Origin of the sequence: Streptomyces sp. NPDC048606 (genome assembly GCF_040650855.1) — a bacterium.
Taxonomy (GTDB): Bacteria; Actinomycetota; Actinomycetes; order Streptomycetales; family Streptomycetaceae; genus Streptomyces.
Genome location: NZ_JBEZIB010000014.1, coordinates 108,608 through 123,632, shown reverse-complemented (window position 1 = coordinate 123,632; position 15,025 = coordinate 108,608). Strand labels below are relative to the sequence as shown.

Here is a 15,025-nt window from a genome sequence, read left to right as displayed (position 1 = left end):
TGAACGAGACGGAGTGGCGCGGATGCAGCACGGAGTGGGGGGTTGGGGCCCGCCGGGACACCACCCGGCGGCGCCCCCGCAACCGCCTATACCCCCGGCGCAGGGCTGGCCGGTGACACCCGTTCCCGAGGCGACGGGACACATCCCCCTGCCGCCCGCGGTCCCCGCGCCGCACCAGCCCCCCGCGCCGGCCACCGGTGGCGCCACCCTGGCCGTGCTCCTCATCGGCCCGGCGGGCGCCGGCAAGACCACCGTGGCCCGCCACTGGGCGGCGAGCCGACCGGTGGCCACCGCGCACATCAGCCTCGACGACGTGCGCGAGTGGGTCCGGTCCGGGTTCGCCGACCCGCAGGCCGGCTGGAACGAACACTCCGAGGCCCAGTACCGCCTGGCCCGCCGTACCTGCGGCTTCGCCGCCCGCAACTTCCTCGCCAACGGCATCTCCTGCATCCTCGACGACGCGGTCTTCCCCGACCGGCCCGTGGTGGGCCTGGGGGGCTGGAAGCGGCACGTCGGCCCCGGACTGCTCCCCGTCGTCCTGCTGCCCGGCCTGGAGATCGTCCTGGAGCGCAACGCGGCCCGCTCCGGCAACCGGCGCCTGTCCGACGAGGAAGTCGCCCGGATCCACGGCCGGATGGCCGGCTGGTACGGCTCCGGCCTGCCGATCATCGACAACTCCCACCTCGACGTGGAGGGCACCGCCCGCGCCCTCGACGAGGCCCTCGCCCGGATCCTGGCCGCCCCCGCCGGCTGAACGGGCCGGACGGGCCCGTACGGCGCCGGCGTGCCGTCCGCCGGCGGGGCGCCCCAGACCACCGGCGCGGACCCGGCCCGGACCCGCACGCGGGGCGCCCCGTGCCCGTGCCCGCCCCGCGCCCGCCCCGCTCCCGAGCCCGCCCCGTCCGGACGCGCTCGCCGGGCCGGATGCGCGGGGCGCTCGTAGGCTCGAATACATGTCAGACGTGTACGCGACCCGCAGGGGCCTGCTCCGCGACCGTTGCGCCGCCGCCGGCGGTTCGGCGGCGCTGATCACGCGTCCGGCGAACGTCCGCTACCTCGCCGGGGCGTTCCCGCCGTCCGCCGTCCTGCTCGTCGGGCCGCAGGAGGACGTGCTGTTCAGCGCCTGCGCCCCGTCCGGCGAAGCCGACGAGGGGCGCCTCGACGAGCACCTGCGCCTGTCGGTGCTGCCCGGGCCCGGCGCCGACCCGGCCGTGGCCGCCGCCGACCTGGCGGCGGCCGCCCGGGCGGAGTCCCTCGCCGTCGAGGAGCACCACCTCACGGTCGCCCGGCACCGGGCCCTGCACTCGGTCGCGCCGCGGCTGCGCCTGATCGACCTGGGTCCGGCCGTCGAACAGCAGCGCCTCGTCAAGGACGAGGAGGAGATCGCCTGCCTGCGGATCGCCGCCGAGATCGCCGACCAGGCCCTCGGGGAGCTGCTGGAGTCGATCCTGGTCGGACGCACCGAGCGGCACCTCGCCCTGGAGCTGGAACGCCGCCTCGTCGACCACGGCGCCGACGGACCGGCGTTCCCCACCTCCGTGGGCACCGGCCCGCATTCGGGCCGCGGCCGGCACCGGCCCTCCGACCGGCGGGTGGAGGAGGGCGACTTCCTCTCGGTGTGCCTGGGCGCCAACTACCGGGGCTACCGCTGCGAGATCGGCCGCACCTTCGTGATCGGCACCACTCCCGCCGACTGGCAGATCGAGCTGTACGACCTCGTCTTCGCCGCCCAGCGGGCGGGCCGCGAGGCCCTGCTGCCGGGCGCCGCGTACCGCGACGTGGACCGTGCCGCGCGGTCCGTACTGGACTCCGCCGGGCACGCGGAAGCGCTGGCCGGATGGATGGGACACGGGATCGGACTCGAAATCGACGAGGACCCGCAGCTTGCACCTACGGCAATGGGTAAACTGGACGCTTGCGTGCCGGTCACCGTCGAACCGGGGGTTCACCTCCCGGGCCGGGGAGGTGTCCGGATCGATGACACGCTCGTCGTGCGCCCCGAGGCGGACGGCGGTCCCGAGCTACTCACCATTACGACCAAGGAGCTGCTCGCGCTCTAGCCCTTCGCCGGGCTGTGGGCGCGCACCCGTGGTCTTCCAGTGCAGGAGATTCCGCAACCGTGGCTTCCACGAACGACCTCAAGAACGGCATGGTGCTGAAGCTCGACGGGGGCCAGCTCTGGTCCGTCGTCGAGTTCCAGCACGTCAAGCCCGGCAAGGGCCCGGCCTTCGTGCGTACCAAGCTCAAGAACGTGCTGTCGGGCAAGGTCGTCGACAAGACCTTCAACGCCGGTGTGAAGGTCGAGACGGCCACCATCGACCGCCGTGACATGCAGTTCTCGTACATGGACGGCGACTACTTCGTCTTCATGGACATGAGCACCTTCGACCAGCTCATGGTCGACCGCAAGGCTGTCGGCGACGCCGCCAACTTCCTCATCGAGGGCTTCACCGCCTCCGTGGCCCAGCACGACGGCGAGGTGCTCTACGTCGAGCTCCCGGCCGCCGTCGAGCTGACCATCGAGCACACCGACCCGGGCGTCCAGGGCGACCGGTCCACCGGTGGCACCAAGCCGGCGAAGCTGGAGACCGGTCACGAGATCCAGGTCCCGCTCTTCGTCACCACCGGCGAGAAGATCAAGGTCGACACCCGCACCAGCGACTACCTCGGCCGGGTGAACAGCTAACCGTGGCTGCCCGGAGCAACGCGCGCAAGCGCGCTTTCCAGATCCTCTTCGAGGCCGACCAGCGCGGGGTCCCCGTGCGCGAGGTCCTCGCGGACTGGATCCGCCACGCGCGGTCCGACGACCGGCAGCCGCCGGTCAGCGCCTTCACGATGGATCTTGTCGAGGGGTACGCCGACAAGGTGAACCGCATCGACGACCTGATCGTCACCTACGCCGTGGACTGGGAGCTCGACCGCATGCCGGTCGTCGACCGGAACATCCTGAGGCTGGGCGCCTACGAGCTGATCTGGGTCGACGAGACCCCGGACGCCGTGGCGATCGACGAGGCCGTCCAGCTGGCCAAGGAGTTCTCCACGGACGACTCGCCGTCGTTCGTGAACGGGCTGCTGGGTCGCTTCAAGGACCTGAAGCCGAACCTGCGCCGCAGCGAGAGCTGACCGGCGCGGCCGGCAGGCCGAACGCCGTACGGAAGGGCCCGCGGCATCGCGCTGCGGGCCCTTCCGTGTGTCCGTGAACGGGGGAGCGGCCCCCGGGAACGCGAACGGCGGGTGGCGGCGCCCCCGAGGGCACCGGCACCCGCCGGTAACGTTTCTGCTTGGGCCCTGGAGCCCCGGGGACTAGATGTCCTCGTGGGCCACGGCGCGACGCGCGTCGGCGTCCAGGACGCCCCAGCTGATCAGCTGCTCGGTCAGGACCGAGGGGGACTGGTCGTAGATGACGGCGAGGGTGCGCAGGTCGTCCTGGCGGATCGACAGCACCTTGCCGTTGTAGTCGCCGCGCTGGCTCTGGATGGTGGCGGCGTAACGCTGGAGCGGACCGGCCTTCTCGGCGGGGACGCCCGCGAGGCGCTCCAGGTCGAGGCGCAGCTTCGGCGGCGGCTCGGCCGCTCCGCCGGGGGTCGTGCCCGGCAGCAGTTCCTGGACCGGAACCCCGTAGAAGTCCGCCAGCTCGGCGAGGCGCTGGACGGTCACGGCGCGGTCCCCGCGCTCGTAGGACCCGACCACCACGGCCTTCCAACGGCCCTGGGACTTCTCCTCGACACCGTGGAGGGAGAGGCCCTGCTGGGTGCGGATGGCGCGGAGCTTGGCCCCGAGCTGTTTGGCGTATTCGCTGGACATAACGCTCCCGGACGCTGTGACGCTGTGACGACATGGACGCCGTGACGACATGGACGCTGTGCCGCTTACAACATGCGGCTCCGCCGCGCGGCTGGTAACTCACTGTGAGGTTACGCAGCGTTACGTGGATGCGTCAAGCCGAATGGTCATCGACGTCCCCCTTCGAGGCCCCCGGACCGGCCCCCGTGCGAGGTCGGCCCGGCCGCCCTGGTAACGTGGTCGGCGTACATCAGACGTCCTTTAAGGTCCGTCCCGTGAGGCGGAGAAGGAGGTCCTTTTCATGGACAGCCAGGTTTCCCCCGAGGCCGCCGCGTTCCAGGACGGCGGCGCCGCGCGCCCCGTGTTGGAGGCGCAGGACATCGCCCGGGTCCTCACCCGCATCGCCCACGAGATCGTCGAACGCGCCAAGGGCGCCGACGACGTGGTGCTGCTCGGCATCCCCACCCGCGGCGTCTTCCTCGCCCGCCGGCTGGCGGCCAAGCTCGAAGAGATCACCGGCGCGAAGATCCCCGTCGGCTCCCTCGACATCACCATGTACCGCGACGACCTGCGCCTGAAGCCGGCGCGGGCCATCGGCCGCACCGAGATCCCCGGCGACGACATCGACGGCCGCCTCGTGGTCCTCGTCGACGACGTGCTCTTCTCCGGCCGCACCATCCGCGCCGCCCTCGACGCGCTCGGCGCCATCGGCCGACCCCGCGCCGTCCAGCTCGCCGTCCTCGTCGACCGGGGCCACCGCGAGCTCCCGATCCGCGCCGACTACGTGGGCAAGAACCTCCCGACGTCGCTGCGCGAGACCGTCAAGGTCCAGCTCCAGGAGGAGGACGGCCGGGACGCCGTGCTGCTCGGCCAGCGGACCGACCGGGCCGGCGGCCAGTAGACCCTCCCGCACCCGGATCCCGCACCCGCGGGATCCGCGCCGAGGCCTGCCCGCCCGCACCTCCAGCACGCCCCCAGCCTGCCTGCCCTCCAGACATACGGAGCCATCCAGATGAAGCGCCACCTCATCTCGGCCGCCGACCTCACGCGCGACGACGCCGTCCTGATCCTCGACACCGCCGAGGAGATGGCCCGGGTCGCCGACCGGCCGATCAAGAAGCTGCCCACCCTGCGCGGCCTCACGGTCGTCAACCTCTTCTTCGAGGACTCGACCCGCACCCGGATCTCCTTCGAGGCGGCCGCCAAGCGGCTGTCCGCCGACGTCATCAACTTCTCCGCCAAGGGCTCCTCCGTTTCCAAGGGCGAATCCCTGAAGGACACGGCGCTGACCCTGGAGGCCATGGGCGCGGACGCGGTCGTCATCCGCCACCACGCCTCCGGCGCCCCCTACCGGCTCGCGACCTCCGGCTGGATCGACTCCGCCGTCGTCAACGCCGGCGACGGCACCCACGAGCACCCCACGCAGGCCCTGCTCGACGCCTTCACCATGCGCCGCCGCCTGGTGGGCCGCGACGCCGGACTCGGCAAGGACCTCGCGGGCCGCCGGATCACGATCGTCGGCGACGTCCTGCACAGCCGCGTGGCCCGCTCCAACGTGCACCTGCTGCACACCCTCGGCGCCGAGGTCACCCTGGTGGCCCCGCCCACCCTCGTCCCCATCGGCGTCGAGACCTGGCCCTGCGAGGTCAGCTACGACCTCGACAAGGTGCTGCCGAAGTCCGACGCGGTCATGATGCTGCGTGTGCAGCGCGAACGCATGAACGCCGCCTTCTTCCCGACCGAGCGCGAGTACTCCCGCCGCTACGGGCTGAACGGCGAGCGCATGGCCAAGATGCCCGAGCACGCCATCGTGATGCACCCCGGCCCGATGAACCGCGGCATGGAGATCACCGCCGAGGTCGCCGACTCCGACCGCTGCACGGCCGTCGAGCAGGTCGCCAACGGCGTCTCCACCCGGATGGCCGTCCTGTACCTGCTGCTCGGCGGATCCGAGCCCGCCGTCGCCACCACCCCCGCCCCCGCCGCCGCGCGCACCGAGGAGAACAAGTAACCATGAGCAAGATCCTGATCCGTGGCGCGAAGGTACTCGGTGGCGAGGCGCAGGACGTCCTGATCGACGGCGAGACCATCGCCGAGGTCGGCACCGGACTGTCCGCCGAGGGCGCGACCGTCATCGAGGCCGAGGGCAAGGTCCTCCTGCCGGGCCTGGTCGACCTGCACACCCACCTGCGCGAGCCCGGCCGGGAGGACAGCGAGACGGTCCTCACCGGCACCCGCGCCGCCGCCTCCGGCGGCTACACCGCCGTCTTCGCCATGGCGAACACCTTCCCGGTCGCCGACACCGCCGGCGTGGTCGAGCAGGTCTGGCGCCTGGGCAAGGAATCCGGCTACTGCGACGTCCAGCCCATCGGCGCCGTCACCGTCGGCCTGGAGGGCAAGCAGCTCTCCGAGCTGGGCGCCATGCACGACTCCGCCGCCCGCGTCACCGTCTTCTCCGACGACGGCAAGTGCGTCGACGACGCCGTGATCATGCGCCGCGCCCTGGAGTACGTGAAGGCCTTCGGCGGCGTCGTCGCCCAGCACGCCCAGGAGCCCCGCCTGACCGAGGGCGCCCAGATGAACGAGGGCGTCGTCTCCGCCGAGCTCGGCCTCGGCGGCTGGCCGGCCGTCGCGGAGGAGTCGATCATCGCCCGCGACGTCCTCCTCGCCGAGCACGTCGGCTCCCGCGTCCACATCTGCCACCTCTCCACCGCCGGCTCCGTCGAGATCGTCCGCTGGGCCAAGTCCCGCGGCATCGACGTCACCGCCGAGGTCACCCCGCACCACCTGCTCCTCACCGACGAACTGGTCCGCTCGTACAACGCGGTCTACAAGGTGAACCCGCCGCTGCGCACCGAGCGCGACGTCATGGCCCTGCGCGAGGCGCTCGCCGACGGCACGATCGACATCGTCGCCACCGACCACGCCCCGCACCCGCACGAGGACAAGGACTGCGAGTGGGCCGCCGCGGCCATGGGCATGGTCGGCCTGGAGACCGCGCTGTCCGTCGTCCAGCAGACGATGGTGGAGACGGGACTGCTCGACTGGGCGGGCGTCGCCGAACGCATGTCCTTCGCCCCGGCGCGCATCGGCGGCCTGGGGAACCACGGCCGGCCCGTCTCGGCAGGTGAACCCGCGAACCTGACCTTGGTCGAGACCTCGTACCGTGGTGTCGTGGACCCCGCACACTTCGCCTCCCGCAGCCGCAACACGCCCTACGAGGGCCGCGAGCTGCCGGGTCGCGTCACTCACACCTTCCTGCGGGGCCGGGCAACGGTCGTGGACGGGAATCTGGCGTGACACCTGCAGTAATCCAACTGGCCGTCGAGGCCGCCGAACGACAGTCGGCGGAGGTGACGAACTTCGGTGCCCGCATCGCCTGGGTGATCGGACTGATCGTCTTCATCGCCTTCGTCTACTGGCTGATGCGGCAGGGCTGGAAATGGCGCGGCGCCCTGCAGGACGACCTGCCGGAGCTGCCCGCCACCCCCGACGGACTGCCCGAACACCGGCTGGCGCTCACCGGCCGGTACCACGGGTCCACCACCGCCGGACAGTGGCTCGACCGGATCGTGGCCCACGGTCTGGGGGTGCGCAGCCGGGTCGAGCTCACGCTCACCGACGCGGGCCTCGACGTGGTCCGACCGGGTGCCACCGACTTCTTCGTACCGGCCGCGCAGCTGCGCGGCGCCCGCCTCGACAAGGGAATCGCGGGCAAGGTACTCACCGAGGGCGGTCTGCTCGTCGTCACCTGGGCGCACGGCGACAAGCTGATCGACTCCGGATTCCGCTCCGACCGGGCGGCCGAACACGCCGCCTGGGTCGAAGCGATCAACCACATGAACCCATCCATCACGACGGAAGGCGCCGAACGATGACGACCTCCACCAGGGGAGCAGCCAAAGCTCCCGCCGTACTCGTCCTGGAGGACGGTCGGATCTTCCGCGGCCGCGCCTACGGCGCTGTGGGGGAGACCTTCGGCGAGGCCGTGTTCTCCACCGGCATGACCGGCTACCAGGAGACCCTCACCGACCCGTCCTACCACCGACAGGTCGTCGTGATGACCGCCCCGCACGTGGGCAACACCGGCGTCAACGACGAGGACCCCGAGTCCTCGCGGATCTGGGTCGCCGGCTACGTCGTGCGCGACCCCGCCCGCGTCCCCTCGAACTGGCGCTCGCGGCGGTCGCTGGACGAGGAGCTCGTCGAGCAGGGCGTCGTCGGCATCTCCGGCGTCGACACCCGGGCCCTGACCCGCCACCTGCGCGAGCGCGGCGCCATGCGCGTCGGCATCTTCTCCGGCGAGCACGTGGCCGACGACGCCGCCCTGCTGGCCCGCGTCCAGGAGGCCCCGCAGATGAAGGGCGCGAACCTGTCCGCCGAGGTCGCCACCAAGGAGGCCTACGTGGTCCCCGCGATCGGCGAGAAGAAGTTCACCGTCGCCGCCGTGGACCTCGGCATCAAGGGCATGACCCCGCACCGCATGGCCGAGCGCGGCATCGAGGTGCACGTCCTGCCCGCCACGGCGACCGTCGAGGACGTCTACGCGGTCGAGCCCGACGGCGTGTTCTTCTCCAACGGCCCGGGCGACCCGGCCACCGCCGACCACGCGGTCTCCGTCATGCAGGGCGTCCTCGCCCGCAAGACCCCGCTCTTCGGCATCTGCTTCGGCAACCAGATCCTGGGCCGCGCGCTCGGCTTCGGCACCTACAAGCTGAAGTACGGCCACCGCGGCATCAACCAGCCCGTCCAGGACCGGACCACCGGCAAGGTCGAGATCACCGCGCACAACCACGGCTTCGCCGTCGACGCGCCCCTCGACACGGTCTCCGAGACCCCCTTCGGCCGCGCCGAGGTCTCCCACGTCTGCCTGAACGACAACGTGGTGGAAGGCCTCCAGCTGCTCGACCAGCCGGCCTTCTCCGTCCAGTACCACCCCGAGGCTGCCGCCGGCCCGCACGACGCCGCGTACCTCTTCGACCGCTTCACGTCTTTGATGGAAACCGCCCTGATGGAGGCCGAGCGTGCCTAAGCGCACCGATATCCAGTCCGTCCTGGTCATCGGCTCCGGCCCGATCGTCATCGGCCAGGCCGCGGAGTTCGACTACTCCGGCACCCAGGCCTGCCGCGTCCTGAAGGCCGAGGGCCTGCGGGTCATCCTGGTCAACTCGAACCCGGCGACGATCATGACCGACCCGGAGATCGCCGACGCCACGTACGTCGAGCCGATCACCCCCGAGTTCGTCGAGAAGATCATCGCCAAGGAGCGCCCCGACGCGCTCCTGCCGACCCTCGGCGGCCAGACCGCGCTGAACACCGCCATCTCCATGCACGAGCAGGGTGTGCTGGAGAAGTACGGCGTCGAGCTCATCGGCGCCAACGTCGAGGCGATCAACAAGGGCGAGGACCGCGACCTCTTCAAGGGCGTCGTCGAGGCCGTCAAGGCCAAGATCGGTTACGGCGAGTCCGCCCGCTCGGTGATCTGCCACTCGATGGAGGACGTCCTCGCGGGCGTCGACACCCTCGGCGGCTACCCCGTCGTCGTGCGCCCCTCCTTCACCATGGGCGGCGCCGGCTCCGGCTTCGCCCACGACGAGGACGAGCTGCGCCGCATCGCCGGCCAGGGCCTCACGCTCTCCCCGACCACCGAGGTGCTCCTGGAGGAGTCCATCCTCGGCTGGAAGGAGTACGAGCTGGAGCTGATGCGCGACACCAAGGACAACGTGGTCGTCGTCTGCTCCATCGAGAACTTCGACCCGATGGGCGTCCACACCGGCGACTCCATCACCGTCGCCCCGGCGATGACGCTGACCGACCGCGAGTACCAGCGGCTGCGCGACGTCGGCATCGCGATCATCCGCGAGGTCGGCGTCGACACCGGCGGCTGCAACATCCAGTTCGCGATCGACCCGGTCGACGGCCGCGTCATCGTCATCGAGATGAACCCGCGCGTCTCGCGCTCCTCGGCGCTCGCCTCGAAGGCCACCGGCTTCCCGATCGCCAAGATCGCCGCGAAGCTCGCCATCGGCTACACGCTGGACGAGGTCCCGAACGACATCACCGAGAAGACGCCGGCCTCCTTCGAGCCGACCCTCGACTACGTCGTCGTCAAGGCGCCGCGCTTCGCCTTCGAGAAGTTCCCGGCCGCCGACGCCACCCTCACCACCACCATGAAGTCGGTGGGCGAGGCCATGGCCATCGGCCGCAACTTCACCGAGGCCCTCCAGAAGGCCCTGCGCTCCCTGGAGAAGAAGGGCTCCCAGTTCACCTTCGTCGGCGAGCCCGGCGACAAGGAGGAGCTGCTCGCCACCGCGGTCCGCCCGACCGACGGCCGCATCAACACCGTGATGCAGGCCATCCGCGCCGGCGCCACCCAGGAGGAGGTCTTCGAGTCCACGAAGATCGACCCCTGGTTCGTCGACCAGCTCTTCCTGATCAAGGAGATCGCCGACGAGCTGGCCGCCGCCGAGAAGCTCCACCCCGAGCTGCTCGCCGAGGCCAAGCGCCACGGCTTCTCCGACGCCCAGATCGCCGAGATCCGCGGCCTGCGCGAGGACGTCGTCCGCGAGGTCCGCCACGCGCTGGGCGTGCGCCCGGTCTACAAGACGGTCGACACCTGCGCCGCCGAGTTCGCCGCGAAGACCCCGTACTTCTACTCGTCCTACGACGAGGAGTCCGAGGTCGCCCCCCGCACCAAGCCCGCGGTGATCATCCTGGGCTCCGGCCCGAACCGCATCGGCCAGGGCATCGAGTTCGACTACTCCTGCGTCCACGCCTCCTTCGCCCTCAGCGACGCCGGCTACGAGACCGTGATGGTCAACTGCAACCCCGAGACCGTCTCGACGGACTACGACACCTCCGACCGCCTGTACTTCGAGCCGCTGACGCTCGAAGACGTGCTGGAGATCGTCCACGCCGAGTCCCTCGCCGGCCCCATCGCCGGCGTCGTCGTCCAGCTCGGCGGCCAGACCCCCCTCGGTCTCGCCCAGGCCCTCAAGGACAACGGCGTCCCGGTCGTCGGCACCTCGCCCGAGGCCATCCACGCCGCCGAGGACCGCGGCGCCTTCGGCCGGGTCCTCGCCGAAGCCGGCCTGCCCGCCCCCAAGCACGGCACCGCCACCACCTTCGCCGGCGCCAAGGCCATCGCCGACGAGATCGGCTACCCGGTCCTGGTGCGCCCGTCCTACGTGCTCGGCGGCCGCGGCATGGAGATCGTCTACGACGAGACCCGCCTGGAGTCGTACATCGCGGAGTCGACGGAGATCTCCCCGACCCGCCCCGTGCTGGTCGACCGCTTCCTCGACGACGCGATCGAGATCGACGTGGACGCCCTCTACGACGGCACCGAGCTCTACCTCGGCGGCGTCATGGAGCACATCGAGGAAGCCGGCATCCACTCCGGCGACTCGGCCTGCGCCCTGCCCCCGATCACCCTCGGCGGCTTCGACATCAAGCGGCTGCGCGCCTCCACCGAGGCCATCGCCGACGGCGTCGGTGTCCGCGGCCTGATCAACATCCAGTTCGCGATGGCGGGTGACATCCTCTACGTCCTGGAGGCCAACCCGCGCGCCTCCCGCACCGTCCCCTTCACCTCGAAGGCGACCGCGGTCCCGCTCGCGAAGGCCGCCGCCCGCATCTCGCTCGGCGCCACCATCGCCGAACTGCGCGAGGAGGGCCTCCTCCCGAAGACCGGCGACGGCGGCACCCTGCCGCTCGACGCGCCGATCTCCGTCAAGGAGGCCGTCATGCCGTGGTCGCGCTTCCGCGACATCCACGGCCGCGGCGTCGACACCGTCCTCGGCCCGGAGATGCGCTCCACCGGCGAGGTCATGGGCATCGACTCGGTCTTCGGCACGGCGTACGCCAAGTCGCAGGCCGGAGCCTACGGCCCGCTGCCCACCAAGGGACGCGCCTTCATCTCCGTCGCCAACCGCGACAAGCGCTCGATGATCTTCCCGGCGCGCGAGCTCGTCGCCCACGGCTTCGAGCTGCTCGCCACCTCCGGCACCGCCGAGGTGCTGCGCCGCAACGGCCTCAACGCCACCGTGGTGCGCAAGCTCAGCGAGGGCGAGGGCCCCGACGGCGAGAAGACCATCGTCCAGCTCATCCACGACGGCCAGGTCGACCTGATCGTCAACACCCCGTACGGCACCGGTGGCCGCCTCGACGGCTACGAGATCCGTACGGCGGCCGTGGCCCGCAGCGTCCCGTGCCTGACCACGGTCCAGGCGCTCGCCGCCGCCGTCCAGGGCATCGACGCGCTCAACCGCGGCGACGTCGGCGTGCGCTCCCTCCAGGAGCACGCGGAGCACCTGACGGCCGCCCGCGACTGACCGCCCGTCCACGGGAAGGGGGACACCGGCGCGCGCGAACCGCGCGCCGGCTGTCCCCCTCTTCGTGAGCCGGCCCGTCCCGGACCGCCCCCCGGACCCCACCAGCGCAGAGGGATCACGACGATGTACAAGCTCTTCTTCAACCTGGTCTTCAAGCGGATGGACCCCGAACGGGCCCACTACACGGCCTTCCGGTGGATCCGCCTCGCCGCCCGCACGCCCGTCCTGCGCACCTTCGTGGCCGCGACCCTCGCCCCCCGCCACGAGGAGCTGCGCACCGAGGCGCTGGGCCTGCGCATGCACGGCCCCTTCGGCCTCGCGGCCGGCTTCGACAAGAACGCCGTCGCCATCGACGGCATGTCGATGCTCGGCTTCGACCACGTCGAGATCGGCACGGTCACCGGCCAGGCGCAGCCCGGCAACCCCAAGAAGCGCCTCTTCCGCCTCGTGCCGGACCGCGCGCTGATCAACCGCATGGGCTTCAACAACGAGGGCTCGGCCGCCGTCGCCGCCCGCCTGGCCGCCCGCAACCCGGTCTTCAAGACCGTCGTCGGCGTCAACATCGGCAAGACGAAGGTGGTCCCGGAGGAGGAGGCCGCCGCCGACTACGTGCTCTCCACCGAGCGCCTCGCCCGCCACGCCGACTACCTCGTGGTCAACGTCTCCTCCCCGAACACCCCCGGCCTGCGCAACCTCCAGGCCACCGAGTCGCTGCGCCCGCTGCTGACCGCCGTCCGCGAGGCCGCCGACCGGGTGGTGACCGACCGGCGCGTCCCGCTGCTCGTCAAGATCGCCCCGGACCTCGCAGACGAGGACGTGGACGCGGTCGCCGACCTCGCCCTGGAGCTGGGCCTGGACGGCATCATCGCCACCAACACGACAATCGCCCGCGAGGGGCTCGGGCTGAAGTCCTCCCCGTCCCTGATCAAGGAGACCGGCGGACTGTCCGGCGCCCCGGTCAAGGAACGCTCCCTGGAGGTCCTGCGCCGCCTGTACGCGCGCGTGGGCGACCGGATCGTCCTGGTGGGCGTCGGCGGCATCGAGAACGCCGAGGACGCCTGGCGGCGCATCCTGGCGGGCGCCACCCTGGTCCAGGGCTACAGCGCCTTCATCTACGAGGGCCCCTTCTACGCCCGCGCCATCCACAAGGGCCTGGCCGCGCGCCTGGCCAACAGCCCGTACGCGACCCTGGCCGAGGCCGTGGGCGCCGAGACCCGAAAGGTCGCGCCGTGACCGCGAAGACCCCTGTGACCCCCTTCGGTGCCCGTCTGCGCGCCGCGATGGACGCGCGGGGCCCCCTGTGCGTCGGGATCGATCCGCACGCCTCCCTGCTGGCCTCCTGGGGCCTGGAGGACGACATCACGGGCCTGGAGCGCTTCTCCCGCACGGTCGTGGAGGCCCTCGCCGACCAGGTGGCCGTCTTCAAGCCGCAGGCGGCCTTCTTCGAGCGCTTCGGATCGCGCGGCGTGGCCGTGCTGGAGCGGACCGTCGCGGACGCGCGGGCGGCGGGCACGCTCGTGCTGATGGACGCCAAGCGCGGTGACATCGGCTCCACCATGGCCGCGTACGCCTCCGCCTTCCTGGACCCGTCCTCCCCGCTGTTCTCGGACGCGCTGACGGTCTCCCCGTACCTGGGCTACGGCTCCCTGAAGCCGGCCGTCGACCTGGCGCGGGAATCGGGCGCGGGCCTGTTCGTCCTGGCCCTCACCTCCAACCCGGAGGGCTCGGAGGTCCAGAGGGCGCTGCGCGAGGACGGCCGCACCATCGGCGCGACGATGCTGGCGCACCTGGCCGCCGAGAACGCCGGCGCGGAGCCCATGGGTTCCTTCGGCGCGGTGGTCGGCGCCACGCTGGGGGACCTGTCCTCCTTCGACCTGGACATCAACGGCCCGTTGCTGGCCCCCGGCATCGGCGCCCAGGGCGCGACCGCCGCCGACCTTCCGGCGGTCTTCGGCGCGGCCGTCGCCAACGTCGTCCCGAACGTCTCCCGGGGCGTCCTCGCGCAGGGTCCCGACGCGACCGCCCTGCGCGACAGCGCCAAGCGGTTCGCCGAGGAGATCCGGGAGGCGGTCTCCGCCTAGGTCGCCGCGTACGTCGCCGAGTACGTCACCGCGTCGGGCGGGGTCGCCGGCCGGGTCCGCCCTCGGGGGCGGCTCGGGGACGGGTACAGGAACGCTCCTGTCCCTCCGATCGGCGGCCCCGCCGGCACGACGGGGTGCGGATCGGAGGAGGTGCGGAGCTCCGACGGGCGCGATTTCGGGCCGTTCGCGGGTGCCGTCGGAAGCCCGCGCGGCACGGCTTGACGAAATTCGAACGTAATTACCCGGACAAAACCGGGGTGTTTTGTCCGTGATGTACGGTTCAGTCGAGGCTGACCAGGACTTTTCGTCCGTTCTCGCTGACTGGAGCGGCCTTGGCCGCTAGTCTCCGAGCAGAGTGAACGAGCAGCGAACGAGTTCCATCGCTGTTCGGGAGCTCGCCTGGCGTGGTGCCCTGAGTGCTGCGCCGGTCCGTATCCGACAGTTCGACATCCGAGGTGACGTAGGCGTGGCTCTTCCGCCCCTTACCCCTGAACAGCGCGCAGCAGCGCTCGAAAAGGCCGCCGCGGCTCGCCGGGAGCGGGCCGAGGTGAAGAATCGACTCAAGCACTCCGGTGCCTCCCTCCACGACGTCATCAAGCTGGGTCAGGAGAACGACGTCATCGGAAAGATGAAGGTCTCCGCCCTGCTCGAGTCCCTGCCCGGCGTCGGCAAGGTCCGTGCCAAGCAGATCATGGAGCGCCTCGGCATCTCCGAGTCCCGGCGTGTCCGAGGTCTCGGCTCCAACCAGATCGCCTCTCTGGAGCGTGAGTTCGGCGGCAAGGCCGCCTGAGGCGCCCCCCGAAGTTCTCCCGGCGTTCTCAGGCAGTC

14 protein-coding genes are annotated in these 15,025 nt (G+C 71.4%); 13 read left to right on the top strand and 1 reads right to left on the bottom strand.

Going from position 1 to position 15,025, the window contains the following annotated elements; all coding sequences use genetic code 11:
* The first annotated feature begins 22 nt into the window (after positions 1 to 22).
* From AB0D01_RS17795 to nusB, 4 genes are all read left to right on the top strand, one after another.
* A complete protein-coding gene (locus tag AB0D01_RS17795) occupies positions 23 to 754 on the top strand; it encodes an AAA family ATPase (protein ID WP_363056152.1) in 732 nt (243 codons plus the stop codon).
* A 199-nt stretch (positions 755 to 953) separates the two neighbouring features.
* A complete protein-coding gene (locus AB0D01_RS17790; RefSeq protein WP_363056150.1) occupies positions 954 to 2,060 on the top strand; it encodes an aminopeptidase P family protein in 1,107 nt (368 codons plus the stop codon).
* A gap of 59 nt (positions 2,061 to 2,119) precedes the next feature.
* Positions 2,120 to 2,686, top strand: a complete 567-nt coding sequence (efp, locus tag AB0D01_RS17785; protein WP_363056148.1) for an elongation factor P — start codon at positions 2,120 to 2,122, stop codon at positions 2,684 to 2,686.
* A 2-nt stretch (positions 2,687 to 2,688) separates the two neighbouring features.
* Positions 2,689 to 3,123, top strand: a complete 435-nt coding sequence (gene nusB, locus AB0D01_RS17780; protein ID WP_363056146.1) for a transcription antitermination factor NusB — start codon at positions 2,689 to 2,691, stop codon at positions 3,121 to 3,123.
* Positions 3,124 to 3,303: 180 nt separating this feature from the next.
* Here nusB and bldD read toward each other — a convergent pair whose 3' ends face one another.
* The gene (gene bldD, locus AB0D01_RS17775; protein WP_007263032.1) at positions 3,304 to 3,804 is read right to left on the bottom strand and encodes a transcriptional regulator BldD; all 501 of its coding nucleotides are present in this window, start codon (positions 3,802 to 3,804) and stop codon (positions 3,304 to 3,306) included.
* Positions 3,805 to 4,084: 280 nt separating this feature from the next.
* Between bldD and pyrR the strand changes: the two genes are divergently transcribed.
* The 9 genes from pyrR (at position 4,085) to AB0D01_RS17730 (ending at position 14,987) form a co-directional block, all read left to right on the top strand.
* Positions 4,085 to 4,684: a bifunctional pyr operon transcriptional regulator/uracil phosphoribosyltransferase PyrR gene (gene pyrR / locus AB0D01_RS17770; RefSeq protein ID WP_363056144.1), complete on the top strand. Its 600-nt coding sequence runs from the start codon at positions 4,085 to 4,087 to the stop codon at positions 4,682 to 4,684.
* Positions 4,685 to 4,795: 111 nt separating this feature from the next.
* Entirely contained in the window at positions 4,796 to 5,794 is a 999-nt protein-coding gene (locus AB0D01_RS17765) for an aspartate carbamoyltransferase catalytic subunit (protein WP_363056142.1), read from the top strand.
* A 2-nt stretch (positions 5,795 to 5,796) separates the two neighbouring features.
* Complete coding sequence (locus AB0D01_RS17760) at positions 5,797 to 7,083, top strand: dihydroorotase (RefSeq protein WP_363056140.1); 1,287 nt, start codon at positions 5,797 to 5,799, stop codon at positions 7,081 to 7,083.
* On the top strand, positions 7,080 to 7,661 hold the full coding sequence (locus AB0D01_RS17755) for a hypothetical protein (protein ID WP_363056138.1): 582 nt from the start codon (positions 7,080 to 7,082) through the stop codon (positions 7,659 to 7,661). Before AB0D01_RS17760 ends, AB0D01_RS17755 begins: the two co-directional genes overlap by 4 nt.
* Positions 7,658 to 8,815, top strand: a complete 1,158-nt coding sequence (gene carA / locus AB0D01_RS17750; RefSeq protein WP_363056136.1) for a glutamine-hydrolyzing carbamoyl-phosphate synthase small subunit — start codon at positions 7,658 to 7,660, stop codon at positions 8,813 to 8,815. Before AB0D01_RS17755 ends, carA begins: the two co-directional genes overlap by 4 nt.
* Positions 8,808 to 12,116, top strand: a complete 3,309-nt coding sequence (carB, locus tag AB0D01_RS17745; RefSeq protein ID WP_363056134.1) for a carbamoyl-phosphate synthase large subunit — start codon at positions 8,808 to 8,810, stop codon at positions 12,114 to 12,116. The genes carA and carB overlap by 8 nt, the downstream gene beginning before the upstream one ends.
* A 123-nt stretch (positions 12,117 to 12,239) precedes the next feature.
* A complete protein-coding gene (locus AB0D01_RS17740; RefSeq protein ID WP_363056132.1) occupies positions 12,240 to 13,349 on the top strand; it encodes a quinone-dependent dihydroorotate dehydrogenase in 1,110 nt (369 codons plus the stop codon).
* The gene (pyrF, locus tag AB0D01_RS17735; protein ID WP_363056130.1) at positions 13,346 to 14,197 is read left to right on the top strand and encodes an orotidine-5'-phosphate decarboxylase; all 852 of its coding nucleotides are present in this window, start codon (positions 13,346 to 13,348) and stop codon (positions 14,195 to 14,197) included. Before AB0D01_RS17740 ends, pyrF begins: the two co-directional genes overlap by 4 nt.
* A 466-nt stretch (positions 14,198 to 14,663) precedes the next feature.
* Complete coding sequence (locus AB0D01_RS17730; protein ID WP_249765158.1) at positions 14,664 to 14,987, top strand: integration host factor; 324 nt, start codon at positions 14,664 to 14,666, stop codon at positions 14,985 to 14,987.
* The last annotated feature ends 38 nt before the right edge of the window (positions 14,988 to 15,025 follow it).